This window comes from Ruegeria sp. BC8 (genome assembly GCF_056535705.1).
Genome location: NZ_JBQFIV010000001.1, coordinates 2,580,513 through 2,595,885, shown reverse-complemented (window position 1 = coordinate 2,595,885; position 15,373 = coordinate 2,580,513). Strand labels below are relative to the sequence as shown.

The 15,373-nt window shown below is 59.6% G+C and carries 13 protein-coding genes; 12 read left to right on the top strand and 1 reads right to left on the bottom strand.

The genetic code is table 11. The features are described from left to right. The first annotated feature begins 29 nt into the window (after window positions 1-29). The 3 genes from rpoC (at window position 30) to ACR3EK_RS13085 (ending at window position 6,592) form a co-directional block, all read left to right on the top strand. Window positions 30-4,271: a DNA-directed RNA polymerase subunit beta' gene (gene rpoC, locus ACR3EK_RS13095; RefSeq protein WP_170360935.1), complete on the top strand. Its 4,242-nt coding sequence runs from the start codon at window positions 30-32 to the stop codon at window positions 4,269-4,271. 196 nt (window positions 4,272-4,467) lie between these two features. Next, entirely contained in the window at window positions 4,468-5,577 is a 1,110-nt protein-coding gene (locus tag ACR3EK_RS13090; RefSeq protein ID WP_480633585.1) for an HlyD family secretion protein, read from the top strand. Window positions 5,578-5,722: 145 nt separating this feature from the next. After that, complete coding sequence (locus ACR3EK_RS13085; RefSeq protein ID WP_170342451.1) at window positions 5,723-6,592, top strand: DMT family transporter; 870 nt, start codon at window positions 5,723-5,725, stop codon at window positions 6,590-6,592. Here ACR3EK_RS13085 and ACR3EK_RS13080 read toward each other — a convergent pair. Continuing rightward, window positions 6,577-7,383, bottom strand: a complete 807-nt coding sequence (locus ACR3EK_RS13080; protein WP_170444451.1) for a putative rhamnosyl transferase — start codon at window positions 7,381-7,383, stop codon at window positions 6,577-6,579. The two genes, ACR3EK_RS13085 and ACR3EK_RS13080, sit on opposite strands and share 16 nt — an antisense overlap. A gap of 374 nt (window positions 7,384-7,757) precedes the next feature. Here ACR3EK_RS13080 and rpsL point away from each other — a divergent pair, with 374 nt between their 5' ends. The 9 genes from rpsL (at window position 7,758) to ACR3EK_RS13035 (ending at window position 15,358) form a co-directional block, all read left to right on the top strand. After that, window positions 7,758-8,129, top strand: coding sequence for a 30S ribosomal protein S12 (gene rpsL / locus ACR3EK_RS13075; RefSeq protein WP_005980675.1), 372 nt, complete (start codon window positions 7,758-7,760; stop codon window positions 8,127-8,129). A gap of 15 nt (window positions 8,130-8,144) precedes the next feature. Continuing rightward, window positions 8,145-8,615 (top strand): 30S ribosomal protein S7, encoded by a 471-nt coding sequence (rpsG, locus tag ACR3EK_RS13070; protein ID WP_093964348.1) that lies wholly within the window; start codon window positions 8,145-8,147, stop codon window positions 8,613-8,615. Between the two features lie 18 nt (window positions 8,616-8,633). After that, window positions 8,634-10,751: an elongation factor G gene (gene fusA, locus ACR3EK_RS13065; protein ID WP_170360942.1), complete on the top strand. Its 2,118-nt coding sequence runs from the start codon at window positions 8,634-8,636 to the stop codon at window positions 10,749-10,751. A gap of 60 nt (window positions 10,752-10,811) precedes the next feature. Further along, window positions 10,812-11,987 carry an elongation factor Tu gene (tuf, locus tag ACR3EK_RS13060; protein WP_170343064.1) on the top strand — a complete coding sequence of 392 codons (1,176 nt, stop codon included), beginning with the start codon at window positions 10,812-10,814 and terminating at the stop codon, window positions 11,985-11,987. A gap of 235 nt (window positions 11,988-12,222) precedes the next feature. Then, entirely contained in the window at window positions 12,223-13,170 is a 948-nt protein-coding gene (locus ACR3EK_RS13055; protein WP_480633584.1) for an aldo/keto reductase, read from the top strand. Between the two features lie 222 nt (window positions 13,171-13,392). Next, complete coding sequence (rpsJ, locus tag ACR3EK_RS13050; RefSeq protein ID WP_008756422.1) at window positions 13,393-13,707, top strand: 30S ribosomal protein S10; 315 nt, start codon at window positions 13,393-13,395, stop codon at window positions 13,705-13,707. Between the two features lie 18 nt (window positions 13,708-13,725). Further along, window positions 13,726-14,451, top strand: coding sequence for a 50S ribosomal protein L3 (rplC, locus tag ACR3EK_RS13045; RefSeq protein WP_170342973.1), 726 nt, complete (start codon window positions 13,726-13,728; stop codon window positions 14,449-14,451). After that, on the top strand, window positions 14,448-15,065 hold the full coding sequence (gene rplD, locus ACR3EK_RS13040) for a 50S ribosomal protein L4 (RefSeq protein ID WP_170370228.1): 618 nt from the start codon (window positions 14,448-14,450) through the stop codon (window positions 15,063-15,065). Before rplC ends, rplD begins: the two co-directional genes overlap by 4 nt. Next, window positions 15,062-15,358, top strand: a complete 297-nt coding sequence (locus tag ACR3EK_RS13035; RefSeq protein ID WP_093965341.1) for a 50S ribosomal protein L23 — start codon at window positions 15,062-15,064, stop codon at window positions 15,356-15,358. The genes rplD and ACR3EK_RS13035 overlap by 4 nt, the downstream gene beginning before the upstream one ends. Window positions 15,359-15,373: the final 15 nt, after the last annotated feature.

Sequence of the window (15,373 nt, the reverse complement as noted above, 5' to 3'; positions counted from 1 at the left end):
CCCCCCTTCCGCAAGATTTGAGGTAACAAATGAACCAGGAAATCACCAACAACCCGTTCAACCCGCTGACGCCCCCGAAGGTTTTCGACGAGATCAAGGTCTCGCTGGCGTCGCCCGAGCGGATCCTGTCTTGGTCCTATGGCGAGATCAAGAAACCCGAAACCATCAACTACCGGACGTTCAAGCCTGAACGTGACGGTCTGTTCTGCGCGCGTATCTTTGGCCCGATCAAAGATTACGAATGTCTGTGCGGCAAATATAAGCGGATGAAGTATCGCGGCGTTGTCTGCGAGAAATGCGGTGTGGAAGTCACTCTGCAGAAGGTTCGCCGCGAGCGTATGGGCCACATCGAACTGGCCGCGCCCGTCGCTCACATCTGGTTCCTGAAATCGCTGCCGTCCCGCATCGGTCTGATGCTGGACATGACGCTGCGCGATCTGGAACGCGTTCTGTACTTTGAAAACTATGTCGTCATCGAGCCCGGTCTGACGGACCTGACCTACGGCCAGATGCTGACCGAGGAAGAGTACATGGACGCGCAGGATGCCTATGGCATGGACGCGTTCACCGCGAATATCGGTGCCGAAGCCATCCGTGAGATGCTGGCCCAGATCGATCTGGAAGCCGAAGCCGAGCAACTGCGCGCTGATCTGGCCGAAGCAACCGGCGAGCTGAAGCCCAAGAAGATCATCAAGCGTCTGAAGGTAGTCGAATCCTTCCTGGAATCGGGCAACCGGCCCGAATGGATGGTGATGACCGTGATCCCGGTCATTCCGCCGGAACTGCGTCCGCTGGTTCCGCTGGATGGTGGCCGTTTTGCGACTTCGGATCTGAACGATCTGTATCGTCGTGTCATCAACCGGAACAACCGTCTGAAGCGTCTGATCGAACTGCGCGCGCCTGACATCATCGTCCGCAACGAAAAGCGGATGTTGCAGGAATCCGTGGACGCTCTGTTCGACAACGGCCGTCGCGGCCGCGTGATCACCGGCGCCAACAAGCGTCCGCTGAAATCGCTGTCGGACATGCTGAAAGGCAAGCAGGGCCGCTTCCGTCAAAACCTTCTGGGTAAGCGCGTCGACTTCTCGGGCCGTTCGGTCATCGTGACCGGTCCGGAACTCAAGCTGCACCAGTGTGGTCTGCCCAAGAAAATGGCGCTGGAACTGTTCAAGCCGTTCATTTACTCGCGCCTTGAAGCCAAGGGTCTGTCTTCGACCGTCAAGCAGGCGAAGAAACTGGTCGAGAAAGAGCGTCCCGAAGTGTGGGATATCCTCGACGAAGTGATCCGCGAACACCCTGTCATGCTGAACCGTGCGCCGACGCTGCACCGTCTTGGCATTCAGGCGTTCGAGCCGGTCCTGATCGAAGGTAAAGCAATCCAGCTGCACCCGCTGGTCTGTTCGGCCTTCAACGCCGACTTCGACGGTGACCAGATGGCCGTTCACGTTCCGCTGAGCCTTGAGGCGCAGCTGGAAGCGCGTGTTCTGATGATGTCGACGAACAACGTTCTGTCGCCTGCAAACGGCGCGCCGATCATCGTTCCGTCGCAGGACATGATCCTGGGTCTCTACTACGTGACCCTGGAACGCGAAGGCATGCCAGGCGAAGGCAAGGTCTTTGGTTCGATCGACGAAGTCCAGCACGCGCTGGACGCGGGCGAGGTGCACCTGCACTCGAAAATCACCGCGCGGATCACTCAGATCGACGAAGAAGGCAACGAGGTTCAGAAGCGTTTTGAAACCACGCCGGGCCGTGTTCGCTTGGGGGCTCTGCTGCCCAAGAACAACAAGGCACCGTTTGAACTGGTCAACCGCCTGTTGCGGAAGAAAGAAGTGCAGCAGGTGATCGACACCGTCTACCGCTACTGCGGACAGAAAGAGTCGGTGATCTTCTGCGACCAGATCATGTCGATGGGCTTCAAGGAAGCGTTCAAGGCCGGTATCTCGTTCGGCAAGGACGACATGGTGATCCCCGAGGACAAGTGGGGCATCGTGGACGAAACCCGCGAACAGGTGAAAGACTTCGAACAGCAGTACATGGACGGCCTGATCACTCAGGGCGAAAAGTACAACAAGGTTGTCGATGCCTGGTCGAAGTGTAACGACCGCGTAACCGAAGCCATGATGCGCACCATCTCGGCCGTGGCCAAGGATGAGGGCGGCGCCGACAAAGAGCCGAACTCGGTCTACATGATGGCGCACTCCGGTGCGCGTGGCTCGGTAACCCAGATGAAGCAGCTGGGCGGCATGCGCGGCCTGATGGCCAAGCCGAACGGCGACATCATCGAGACGCCGATCATCTCGAACTTCAAGGAAGGTCTGACCGTTCTTGAATACTTCAACTCGACCCACGGTGCCCGTAAGGGTCTGTCGGATACCGCTCTGAAGACGGCGAACTCGGGCTACCTGACCCGTCGTCTTGTTGACGTGGCGCAGGATTGCATCGTGCGCGAGGTTGATTGCGGAACCGACCGTGCGATCACGGCTGAGGCCGCGGTCAATGACGGTGAAGTCGTCGCGTCGCTGGCGGAACGCGTTCTGGGCCGTGTGGCCGCAGATGACGTTCTGCGTCCGGGAACCGACGAGGTCATCGTCGCCGCCGGACAGCTGATCGACGAACGCATGGCCGATACGATCGACGAGGCCGGTGTTGCCTCGATGCGCATCCGCTCGCCTCTGACCTGTGAGTCCGAGGAAGGCGTCTGTGCAACCTGCTACGGTCGTGACCTTGCACGCGGAACCATGGTGAACACCGGTGAGGCTGTCGGCATCATCGCCGCGCAGTCGATCGGTGAACCGGGTACGCAGCTGACGATGCGGACCTTCCACATCGGTGGTGTTGCGCAAGGTGGTCAGCAGTCGTTCCAGGAAGCGAACCAGGACGGTGTCGTTGCCTTTGAGAACCCGCAGATCCTGGTCAATGCCGCCGGCGAAAGCCTGGTCATGGGCCGGAACATGAAGCTGGTGATCAACGACGAACACGGCGAAGAGCGCGCCAGCTTCAAGCTGGGCTACGGCTCGAAGCTGTTTGTCAAAGAAGGCACCAAGGTCAAGCGCGGCGACAAGCTGTTCGAGTGGGACCCCTACACCCTGCCGATCATCGCCGAGAAAGCCGGTACCGCAAAATACGTCGACCTGGTTTCGGGCATTGCTGTCCGCGACGAGACCGACGATGCAACCGGCATGACCCAGAAGATCGTGATCGACTGGCGCGCCGCCCCCAAAGGCAGCGATCTGAAGCCCGAGATCATTCTTGTGGATGACAATGGCGAGCCGGTCCGCAACGATGCGGGCAACCCGGTTCACTATCCGATGTCTGTGGACGCGATCCTGTCGGTCGAAGACGGTCAGAAGATCGAGGCCGGTGACGTTGTTGCGCGTATTCCGCGTGAAGGCGCCAAGACCAAGGACATCACCGGTGGTCTGCCGCGTGTGGCCGAACTGTTCGAAGCGCGTCGTCCGAAAGATCACGCAATCATCGCGGAAGCCGATGGTTACGTGCGCTTTGGCCGCGATTACAAGAACAAGCGCCGCATCAGCATCGAGCCGGTCGACGAGTCGCTGGAGACGATCGAGTACATGGTGCCCAAGGGCAAGCACATCCCGGTGCAGGAAGGCGACTTCGTGCAGAAGGGTGACTACATCATGGACGGTAACCCGGCTCCGCACGACATCCTGTCCATCATGGGTGTCGAAGCGCTGGCGGATTACATGATCGACGAGGTGCAGGACGTCTATCGTCTGCAGGGCGTGAAGATCAACGACAAGCACATCGAAGTCATCGTGCGCCAGATGCTGCAGAAGTGGGAGATCTTGGACTCGGGCGACACCACCCTGCTGAAGGGCGAGCATGTCGACAAACAGGAGTTCGACGCGGCCAACGAGAAGACCATCGCACGCGGTGGTCGTCCGGCCCAGGGCGAGCCGATCCTTCTGGGGATCACCAAGGCATCGCTGCAAACGCGTTCGTTCATCTCGGCGGCGTCGTTCCAGGAAACCACCCGTGTGCTGACCGAAGCTTCGGTTCAAGGCAAGAAGGACAAGCTGGTTGGCCTGAAAGAGAACGTCATCGTCGGCCGTCTGATCCCGGCCGGTACCGGTGGTGCGACACAGCGTGTTCGCCAGATCGCGCAGCAGCGTGACAATGTCGTCATCGAGGCACGTCGCGAAGAGGCCGAGGCCGCAGCCGCGCTGGCCGCTCCGATGATGGATGATGACATGGTCGGCGACGAGCTGGACTCGCTGGTGGAAACTCCGGAAAGCCGCGAATAATATCGGCGACGAGAAACTCAGAAAGGCCCTGCGGTTCCGCGGGGCCTTTTTTTGTTTCGGCCGGTGCCGGAAGCGGCCAGGGTTCGATCCAAACACTGTGATTTCAAACGGAACTGCTGCATACTCAAAAATCAGAATGTGGTAATGGACTTACTCCCGCCATCACTGTTTGAAACTCAACACGGGTCTTGCTCGGATGCTCATAGTCCTCGGATTGTATTTTGGCGTGATTTGGCTGGTCTTTTCCAAGTTCAGCCTGCTGCCCTGGAATGGCTTCTGGAAGACCGTTTCGTACGGTGGGGCCGGCGTCGTCGCGTTGGTTGTCATCGGCGCACTCAACCACACGGCGCCTACGGGGCCAGTGTCGGTTCTGGGCGTTCAGACAAGCATTGTGCCCAATGTCTCCGGAACGGTCGTCGAAGTTGCCGTTGAGCCGAACCAGAAGGTGAACGAAGGCGATCTCTTGTTCAGAATCGATCCCGAGTTCTACGTGCTCGAGGTAGCGCGGCTGGAGGCATCTCTGGAAGCCGCCCGGTCTGCAGCGGACCAATTGACCACGGATCTGGCGGCTGCCGAAGCCGATATCGCTTCATTGACCGCGCAACTCGTTTTTGGGCAGCAGCGGCGGGATGACATCGTTCAACTGGAAGAGCGTGGCGCATCCACCACCTTCAAACTGCAGGAAGCGGTTGCGACGATCGAACAGCTCACCGCAAGCATTCGTGCAGCAGAAGCGCGAAAAGCGGGGCTGGAGCGCCGGATCGCGGCTCAGATCGACGGTGAGGATGTGGCGGTCGTGGAGGCCGAACAGGCGCTTGCGCAGGCCGAATGGAACCTCAAGCAGACGGAAGTCTACGCGCCGGGCGACGGGATCGTCAGTGCGGTCACGCTGCGCCCGGGCAATCGCGCGACAACCTTCCAGGGCGCATTGACCTTCATAGATCCGACGAACCACGCGTTGGTGGCCTCGCTGCCCCAATCCAGCCGATCCAATGTCGGCCTTGGCGATGAAATCCGTGTGGCGCTGCGAACCCAGCCGGGATCCGAGATCACGGGAACTATTTCAGGGTTTCCGCCGGCCCTGTCTGAGGGCGCACTGGATCTCCGCTCCGGTTTGCCCTCGATGCGCGAACTTGTCGGGATCACCAGCTTTCCGGTCCTCATCGAACTTCCTGGCGATGTACCTCTGGAAACACTTCAATTCGGCGCGTCGGGCACCGCGCTTGTGATGACCGACAAGGCCGGGCCGATTTCGCCACTTGCAGAGATACTGTTCTGGGTCACGCAGAAGCTGAACTACCTGTAGGCGGCAACGCAGAAACCCACCCCATGGCAGTGATCAGGTACAACTGCGATCGGACCAAACAAAATCGAATTGGCCGTATCACAAGTTGACAATCTGCTCAGGTGAGATGCCAATGCCGGGACCAGATTGAAACCGGGCCACGGCAATGACACCGAACGTCAAAGGCGCCCTGCTGATGATGGGCAGCATGGCCGCATTCACTGTGAACGACACGCTGGTCAAAGCGGCTGGTCAGGAGGTGCCACTGTTCCAACTGGTGGCTTTGCGTGGGTTGTTGGCGACCATCCTGGTTTTTGCGTTGGCGCGGCATCTGGGGGCATTGCATCTGCGGTTCGGGCGGCACGACCGCTGGTTGGTGGCTTTTCGTTGCGTGGCGGAATTGTCGGCGACGTTCTTCTTCCTCACGGCTTTGATGCACATGCCGCTGGCCAATGTGACCGCGGTTCTGCAGGCCCTGCCGCTGACCGTAACCCTGGGTGCGGCCCTGTTCTTTTCGGAACAGATCGGGTGGCGGCGGATCATGGCCATTGCATTGGGGTTTGCGGGCATGTTGCTGATCGTGCGACCGGGTCCGGACGGATTCAGCATCTATGCCATGTATGCCTTGATTGCCGTCATCTGCGTGACGGCTCGGGATTTGATCACCCGCCGAATGTCGCCCGAGGTGCCGTCGATGGTCGTCACTTTGGCAACCTCATTGACGATTACCACCGGTGCGGCAATTGCCTCGGTCTTCCAGGGTTGGGTGCCGATGACGGCCGGGTCGGGGATGTTGATTGCCTCGGCAGCAGTTTTCGTCCTGCTGGGGTATCTCTTCAGCGTCATGGTGATGCGCGTTGGCGAGGTCAGCTTTGTCGCGCCGTTCCGATACTCGAGCCTGATCTGGGCCTTGGGTCTGGGATGGGCGGTATTCGGAGATTGGCCTGACCGGATCACCATGCTGGGTGCCGCACTGGTGGTCACCGCGGGCCTGTTCACCCTCTTTCGCGAGCGGGCACTTCAGGCGTCCGAATAGACGCGTCGGACCACCGCCGGATCAATTGCAAACCGGGTTTCGAACTGCTTTGCCAGAGCGGGGGTCAACGGTTCCAGCTTGGCCTTGCTTGTGCGGGTGTTGGGTGAATCGTTGAACCCGTTGAGAGTGCGCACCCACATCGGCGGTTCGTTCTGGCTGATGACTGGCATGAAGTTGCCGATCTTTTGGTGGGCAAAGTTCATGATCGTCAGCTCACACCCGCCGCGCACATACATCCCAAAACCAACACCCAGCAGGGACCGGTGAACCGGCGTGGCCTGGATTCCGCTGGCGTCGAACCGGGCAAGAAAGCCGTGATTGAAATCGATGGCAACCATCTTGTTGCGCCGTACCAGCCCTTCGGCGTCCTGAACCGCGCGGCGGAGCAATTCGACGAAATCCACCGCAACCGCATCGTCGTCATCATGACGGAATTGCAAGCATGGCAGGTCAGGGTTCAAGCGTGCCCGGTTCAGGACGTCCTTCATCACAGAGCGATGCCGGCCGGGTTCCTGCGAGACGATTTGCACTTGTTTCATGCCCGAAGTCAGGTCGTTCAGGCGATCACGGGCGACCCGAGGCAGGCAGGTCCCCGTCACGATCACAAACTGAAACCGCGGGTCGGTTTGGGCGCGCAGGGCGGGCAGGGCGCAGGCCTCGAACAGGCGGAACCGCTCGTCCAGACGCCGGGGGTCATACAGATAGCGCCGGCGCGCTTCCACCGACTCGTGCATGGTCTGGAACCCGCCGATGGCCGGGTAGGAGAAACGGCACAGACCAATGACTTGCATCTTCACTTCCGGTAGGAATACACCAGTGCGGACTATGCCCCGAGGGATGTGACACCGCAACCGATGTCGCTTCCGCCGCGACGCACGGCTGCAAGGCGGGCAGGCATCTGCCGGGGCTGTTGACAGTCGGGCCGACTCCCCCTATACGCCCGTCATCTCGGTACCGGGGGCCGCCCCAAAACCGATTTCAGTATTGAACTGGTCAAGGCCCGGACAATTTTGCAGTTCGCGCCCTCTGATAACCAACCGCGACGTTCACCTCGGAATGGGAACGCTCGCGGGTTTTGCGCTTGTGGACGCATTGGCGCAGCGAAGTTAGCCGCACGCAACGCGCGTGCATGTCATGTGTGTTGCAAAACGGGGAAGAAACCGGAATGCCAACTATTCAACAGCTGATCCGCAAACCGCGGCAGCCCAAAGTAAAACGCTCGAAGTCCATGCACCTGGAGCAGTGCCCGCAGAAGCGCGGCGTCTGCACCCGCGTGTACACCACCACGCCGAAGAAGCCGAACTCGGCTATGCGTAAGGTTGCCAAGGTGCGCCTGACCAACGGTTACGAAGTCATTTCGTACATCCCGGGTGAAAGCCACAACCTGCAAGAGCACTCGGTTGTTCTGATCCGTGGCGGCCGTGTGAAAGACCTTCCGGGTGTCCGCTACCACATCCTGCGTGGTGTTCTGGATACCCAGGGCGTCAAAGACCGTAAGCAACGTCGTTCGAAATACGGCGCGAAGCGTCCCAAGTAAGAAGGAGAGGCTGATATGTCACGTCGTCACGCCGCCGAAAAACGCGAAGTCCTGCCTGACGCCAAATTTGGCGACAAGGTCCTGACCAAATTCATGAACAACCTGATGATCGACGGCAAGAAGTCGGTCGCAGAGCGTATCGTCTACAACGCCTTCGATCGCGTTGAGAGCAAGATCAAGCGCGCTCCTGTCGAGGTGTTCCACGAAGCACTCGACAACATCAAGCCGTCGGTCGAGGTTCGCTCGCGCCGGGTTGGTGGTGCAACCTACCAGGTTCCGGTCGAAGTGCGCCCTGAGCGCCGCGAAGCTCTGGCCATCCGCTGGCTGATCACCGCCGCGCGCGGCCGCAACGAAAACACCATGGAAGAACGCCTCGCCGGCGAACTGCTGGACGCCGTACAGTCCCGCGGTACTGCCGTTAAGAAGCGCGAAGACACCCACAAGATGGCCGAGGCGAACAAAGCCTTCAGCCACTATCGTTGGTAATCCCAGAGGCTTATCCAAATGGCACGCGAATATCCGCTCGAACTATACCGTAACTTCGGTATCATGGCGCACATCGATGCAGGCAAGACCACCTGCTCGGAGCGTATCCTGTATTACACCGGCAAATCCCACAACATCGGTGAGGTGCACGATGGTGCAGCCACCATGGACTGGATGGAGCAGGAGCAGGAACGCGGCATCACCATCACTTCGGCTGCGACCACCACTTTCTGGGAGCGCACCGAGGACGGTCAGACCGCCGATACCCCCAAGCACCGCCTGAACATCATCGACACCCCCGGCCACGTTGACTTCACCATCGAAGTCGAGCGTTCGCTGGCGGTTCTCGACGGTGCCGTCTGCGTTCTGGACGCAAACGCCGGTGTTGAACCCCAGACCGAAACCGTGTGGCGTCAGGCTGACCGCTACAAGGTTCCGCGCATGGTCTTCGTCAACAAGATGGACAAGATCGGCGCCGACTTCTTCAACTGCGTTCGCATGATCGAAGACCGCACCGGCGCGCGCGCCGTTCCTGTCGGTATCCCGATCGGTGCCGAGAACGAGCTGGAAGGCCTGATCGACCTGGTCACCATGGAAGAATGGCTGTGGCAGGGCGAAGACCTGGGCGCAAGCTGGGTCAAGGCTCCGATCCGCGACAGCCTGAAGGACATGGCTGAAGAATGGCGCGGCAAGATGATCGAAGCGGCCGTCGAAGAAGACGACGACGCGATGATGGAATACCTGGAAGGCAACGAGCCCGACATCCCGACCCTGCGCAAACTGCTGCGCAAGGGCACCCTGGCGCTGCACTTCGTGCCGGTTCTGGGTGGTTCGGCGTTTAAGAACAAAGGTGTTCAGCCGCTGCTCAACGCCGTGATCGACTATCTGCCCAGCCCGCTGGACGTTGTCGACTACATGGGCTTCAAACCCGGTGACGAGGAAGAAGTCCGTAACATCGCGCGTCGCGCTGACGATGACATGGCCTTCTCGGGCCTGGCGTTCAAAATCATGAACGACCCCTTCGTTGGCTCGCTGACCTTCACCCGGATCTACTCGGGCGTTCTGAACAAGGGTGACTCGATCCTGAACTCGACCAAAGGCAAGAAAGAGCGCATCGGTCGTATGATGATGATGCACTCGAACAACCGGGAAGAGATCGAAGAAGCGTTCGCAGGCGACATCATCGCTCTGGCGGGTCTGAAAGACACCACCACCGGTGACACCCTGTGCGATCCGAAGGATCCCGTGGTTCTGGAAACCATGACCTTCCCCGATCCGGTGATCGAGATCGCGGTCGAGCCCAAAACCAAGGGCGACCAGGAAAAGATGTCTCAGGGTCTGGCCCGTCTGGCCGCCGAAGACCCGTCCTTCCGCGTGGAAACCGACCTGGAATCGGGTCAGACCATCATGAAGGGCATGGGCGAACTTCACCTGGACATCCTGGTCGACCGACTGAAGCGCGAGTTCAAGGTCGAAGCCAACATCGGTGCGCCGCAGGTGGCCTATCGTGAGACCATCTCGATGCCGATCGAACATACCTACACCCACAAGAAACAGTCGGGTGGTTCGGGTCAGTTTGCTGAGGTCAAACTCGAGATCACTCCGACCGAACCGGGCGAAGGTTATTCGTTCGAAAGCCGCATCGTTGGTGGTGCCGTTCCGAAGGAATACATCCCGGGTGTCGAAAAAGGCATCCAGTCCGTCATGGACAGCGGCCCGCTGGCCGGCTTCCCCGTGATCGACTTCAAGGTCGCCCTGCTGGACGGTAAATTCCACGACGTCGACTCGAGCGTTCTGGCGTTCGAAATCGCGGCGCGGATGTGCATGCGCGAAGGTCTGAAAAAGGCCGGCGCGAAACTGCTGGAGCCGATCATGAAGGTCGAAGTGATCACCCCGGAAGAATATACCGGCGGTATCATCGGCGACCTGACTTCGCGTCGGGGCCAGGTGTCTGGACAAGAGCCGCGCGGCAACGCGATTGCAATCGACGCATTCGTGCCGCTGGCCAACATGTTCGGCTACATCAACACTCTGCGTTCGATGTCGTCGGGCCGCGCCCAGTTCACAATGCAGTTCGACCACTATGATCCGGTTCCGCAGAACATCGCGGAAGAGATCCAGGCAAAATACGCATAACCGAAAAATAGAGGGAGCCTGCTGCCCGGGCTCCCTTCATTTCCGAAAAAGGAGGCCATCATGGCAAAGGAAAAGTTTGAGCGTACAAAACCGCACGTCAACATTGGCACGATTGGCCACGTTGACCACGGCAAGACGACGCTGACCGCAGCAATCACCAAGTATTTCGGCGACTTCAAGGCGTATGACCAGATTGACGGTGCGCCGGAAGAGAAAGCGCGCGGCATCACCATCTCGACCGCCCACGTGGAATACGAGACCGACAACCGCCACTATGCGCACGTCGACTGCCCCGGTCACGCTGACTATGTGAAGAACATGATCACCGGTGCGGCGCAGATGGACGGCGCGATCCTGGTTGTGAACGCCGCTGACGGCCCGATGCCGCAGACCCGCGAGCACATCCTGCTGGGCCGCCAGGTTGGCATCCCGAAGATGGTCGTGTTCCTGAACAAGGTTGACCAGGTTGACGACGAAGAGCTGCTGGAACTGGTTGAGATGGAAGTTCGCGAACTGCTGTCCAGCTACGACTACCCCGGCGACGACATTCCGATCATCGCAGGTTCGGCTCTGGCCGCGATGGAAGGCAACAACCCGGAAATCGGCGAGAACAAGATCCGCGAACTGATGGCGGCCGTTGATGAGTACATCGACACGCCCGAGCGCGCTGTTGACCAGCCGTTCCTGATGCCGATTGAAGACGTGTTCTCGATTTCGGGCCGCGGTACCGTTGTGACCGGTCGTGTCGAGCGTGGTGTGATCAACGTTGGCGACGAGATCGAAATCGTCGGCATCCGCGACACGCAGAAGACCACCTGCACCGGTGTCGAGATGTTCCGCAAGCTGCTGGACCGCGGTGAAGCCGGCGACAACATCGGCGCCCTGCTGCGTGGTGTTGACCGTGACGGCGTCGAGCGTGGCCAGGTTCTGTGTAAGCCGGGCTCGGTGACTCCGCACACCAAGTTCGAAGCCGAAGCCTACATCCTGACCAAGGAAGAAGGCGGCCGTCACACTCCGTTCTTCGCGAACTACCGTCCGCAGTTCTACTTCCGTACGACTGACGTGACCGGCACCGTGACCCTGGCCGAAGGCACCGAGATGGTCATGCCCGGCGACAACGTGTCGTTCGGCGTTGAGCTGATCGCCCCGATCGCCATGGAAAACGGTCTGCGCTTCGCCATCCGCGAAGGCGGCCGCACCGTCGGCGCAGGCGTCGTGTCCAAAATCATCGAGTAAGGCGCGCTTGTCGCGCCCGGTTGCGGCAGGCGGTTTTCCAAAGCGAAGCCAGCTGAAAGCTACTTGGCGAGAAACCAAAGAAGGCCGTCCCAAACCGGGGCGGCCTTTTTTGTTAAGTTCCCAAAACATTGGTTGCGCCGATCTTGGTATTGCACGCGAATACGCCAAGCTTGCGTTGAGCGGCGCCCCTCGACACAATTGCAGTCAGAATTGTCCAGTAGGGGAGGATGGTGGGATGACCAAGCATGTTGAAATCGGCCGGACTGGGGTCAGGTTGCCGCAAATAGGGTTCGGTTCAACAGGGCTGGGAAGCATTCCACAGATATATGGATACGAAGTAGACGAAAGCCGTGCACTGGATACCATCAGGGCAATTCTACAGCGTCCGGACGGCTTCATTGATACAGCGCGCGGGTATGCGTTGGGCCGAAGCGAAGAACGTATCGGGCAAGTCATTCGCGAATTGGGCGGGTGGCCCGAGGGTCGGGTTCTGTCCACGAAACTGGACCGGGATATGGAGAGCAACAGGTTTGATGCGACACAAGCGCGAAGGTCGCTTGAAGCAAGCCTTGAAGCCCTTGGCGTCGACCAGGTGGATATTCTTCACCTTCATGACCCCGAATACGCCGCAGATCTTTCCAAAGTGACCGGCACGGGCGGCGCGCTTGATGAGCTGTTTCGGATGAAGGAAGAAGGCCTGGCCAAAGCTGTGGGGCTTGCCGGTGGTCGAATTGACGTCCTGATGCCTATGCTACGCGATCGTGAGTTCGACGTCCTTCTGACGCACAACAGGCATACAGTCGTCAATGTGAATGCCGCTCCGCTGATTGAACTCGCGCGTTCCAAGGGGGTGACCGTTCTGAATGCGGCGCCCTATTCCGGAGGAATATTGGCCAAGGGAAGTTCCGCTCATCATTTCTACGTCTATCAGCCGGCGACCGAAGCGGTTCTGGGCCCGGTTCGTGCTGTCGAGAGTATCTGTTCCCGCTACGATGTCCCGTTGGGGGCGCTTGCGTTGCAATTCTCGGTCAAAAACGCAGATATCGCTTCGACAATTTGCGGCGCGACATGGCCGCAGCACGTGGACCAGACATTCGAATGGGCCGACTGGTCTATCCCGGGTGCGGTCTGGACAGAGCTGGCGGAATTGGGGAAATCCCAAATGGATCCTGAAGCCGGGTAGGGTCTTCAAGATTCAGCGCGGCGGCCTATCACTTGTTGGACAATCCGCATTTGGGGCTTGGTGGCATTTCCCCCTTGCCAAACAGCGCCAACCCCACTAAACCGCGCGAGTTCTCGGTGAGAACGTGAAGGCGGGGTGATTCCCGCCTTTTGGGTTCGATGAGGGTTGGCGATGAGCGCCCGTCCTCCTCTCAACTCCAACGCCTGAAAAAAGGCTGTTAATATGCAAAGCCAAAACATCCGTATTCGGCTGAAGGCATTTGACTATCGCGTCCTGGATGCCAGCACGCAAGAGATCGTCAACACTGCAAAGCGGACCGGCGCGAACGTGCGCGGCCCGATCCCGCTGCCGAACAAGATCGAGAAGTTCACGGTTCTCCGTGGCCCTCACGTTGACAAGAAATCCCGCGACCAGTTCGAGATCCGCACGCACAAGCGTCTGCTCGACATCGTTGATCCGACCCCCCAGACCGTGGACGCGCTGATGAAGCTCGACCTGGCCGCTGGTGTGGACGTCGAGATCAAGCTGCAGTCGTAAGATCGGAGGGTATTGATGATGCGCTCTGGTATTATCGCAAAGAAAGTCGGCATGACCCGCCTGTTCATGGAAGACGGCAAGCAGATCCCTGTGACCGTTCTTCACCTGGACAACCTGCAGGTCGTTGCACAGCGCACCGCTGACAAAGACGGCTACACCGCCGTTCAGCTGGGCGCCGGTGCTGCCAAGGCAAAACGAACCTCGAAGGCCATGCGCGGTCACTATGCCGCTGCCAAGGTTGAGCCCAAGCGTAAGCTGGCCGAGTTCCGCGTGTCGGAAGACGCGCTGATCGAAGTGGGCGCCGAGATCTCGGCAGAACACTTCCTGGAAGGTCAGAAAGTTGACGTTTCGGGTACCTCGATCGGTAAAGGCTTTGCCGGTGCAATGAAGCGCCACAACTTCGGTGGTCTGCGCGCCTCGCACGGTGTTTCGATCAGCCACCGTTCGCACGGTTCGACCGGTCAGTGTCAGGATCCGGGCAAGGTGTTCAAAGGCAAGAAGATGGCCGGTCACATGGGTGCTGCCCGTGTTACCACCCAGAACCTGGAGGTTGTCAAAACCGACGCCGACCGTGGTCTGGTCTTCATCAAAGGCGCCGTTCCCGGACCGAAATCGGGCTGGGTTACCGTCAAGGACGCCGTCAAGAAGAAAGCACCGGAAGGCCTGCCTTTCCCGGCTGCTGTGAAATCGGCTGCAACCGAAGCACCTGCGGAAGAAGCACCCGCGGAAGGTGGTGAAGCATGAAACTTGATGTAATCAAACTGGACGGCGGTAAAGCCGGCAACATCGAGCTGGATGCAGACCTGTTCGGCCTGGAGCCGCGCGCGGACATCCTGCACCGTGTGGTCCGTTGGCAGCGCAACAACGCGCAGGCTGGCACCCACAAGGTGAAGACCCGCTCGGAAACCAGCTACTCGACCAAGAAGATCTATCGCCAGAAGGGCACCGGTGGCGCACGTCACGGTGACCGCAACGCGCCGATCTTCCGCAAGGGTGGCATCTACAAGGGTCCGACCCCGCGTTCGCACGGCCACGACCTGCCGAAGAAGTTCCGCAAGCTGGGCCTGCGCCACGCACTGTCGGCCAAGGCCAAAGCCGGTGAGCTGGTCGTGATCGAAAGCGCCGAAGCCGAAGGCAAGACCGCCGCACTGGCCAAGCAGGTTGCAAACCTGGGCTGGAAGCGCGCTCTGGTCATCGACGGCGCCACCGTGAACGAAGGGTTCGCCCGCGCAGCCCGCAACATCGAAGGTCTGGATATCCTGCCGTCGATGGGCGCAAACGTCTATGACATCCTCAAGCGTGACACCCTGGTGCTCACCAAGGCGGGTGTCGAAGCACTGGAGGCTCGACTGAAATGAGCGCGAAGGCAGAACACTACGACGTGATCCGCAAGCCGATCATCACCGAGAAAACGACCATGGCCTCTGAGAACGGCGCGGTTGTCTTTGAAGTGGCGATCGACAGCAACAAGCCGCAGATCAAAGAGGCCGTCGAGGCGCTGTTTGGTGTGAAGGTCAAGGCGGTGAACACCACCGTGACCAAAGGCAAGGTCAAGCGGTTCCGCGGCCAGCTGGGCAAGCGGAAAGACGTCAAAAAGGCCTATGTGACCCTGGAAGAGGGCAACACCATCGACGTGACCACCGGTCTCTGATCGGACCCGTCCTTG

What these genes read in the sequence shown, in the direction of transcription:
- rpoC (WP_170360935.1), top strand. Translation starts at nt 30, where the DNA reads ATGAACCAGGAAATCACCAACAACCCGTTCAACCCGCTGACGCCCCCG.
- ACR3EK_RS13090 (WP_480633585.1), top strand. Translation starts at nt 4,468, where the DNA reads ATGCTCATAGTCCTCGGATTGTATTTTGGCGTGATTTGGCTGGTCTTT.
- ACR3EK_RS13085 (WP_170342451.1), top strand. Translation starts at nt 5,723, where the DNA reads ATGACACCGAACGTCAAAGGCGCCCTGCTGATGATGGGCAGCATGGCC.
- ACR3EK_RS13080 (WP_170444451.1), bottom strand. Translation starts at nt 7,383, where the DNA reads ATGCAAGTCATTGGTCTGTGCCGTTTCTCCTACCCGGCCATCGGCGGG.
- rpsL (WP_005980675.1), top strand. Translation starts at nt 7,758, where the DNA reads ATGCCAACTATTCAACAGCTGATCCGCAAACCGCGGCAGCCCAAAGTA.
- rpsG (WP_093964348.1), top strand. Translation starts at nt 8,145, where the DNA reads ATGTCACGTCGTCACGCCGCCGAAAAACGCGAAGTCCTGCCTGACGCC.
- fusA (WP_170360942.1), top strand. Translation starts at nt 8,634, where the DNA reads ATGGCACGCGAATATCCGCTCGAACTATACCGTAACTTCGGTATCATG.
- tuf (WP_170343064.1), top strand. Translation starts at nt 10,812, where the DNA reads ATGGCAAAGGAAAAGTTTGAGCGTACAAAACCGCACGTCAACATTGGC.
- ACR3EK_RS13055 (WP_480633584.1), top strand. Translation starts at nt 12,223, where the DNA reads ATGACCAAGCATGTTGAAATCGGCCGGACTGGGGTCAGGTTGCCGCAA.
- rpsJ (WP_008756422.1), top strand. Translation starts at nt 13,393, where the DNA reads ATGCAAAGCCAAAACATCCGTATTCGGCTGAAGGCATTTGACTATCGC.
- rplC (WP_170342973.1), top strand. Translation starts at nt 13,726, where the DNA reads ATGCGCTCTGGTATTATCGCAAAGAAAGTCGGCATGACCCGCCTGTTC.
- rplD (WP_170370228.1), top strand. Translation starts at nt 14,448, where the DNA reads ATGAAACTTGATGTAATCAAACTGGACGGCGGTAAAGCCGGCAACATC.
- ACR3EK_RS13035 (WP_093965341.1), top strand. Translation starts at nt 15,062, where the DNA reads ATGAGCGCGAAGGCAGAACACTACGACGTGATCCGCAAGCCGATCATC.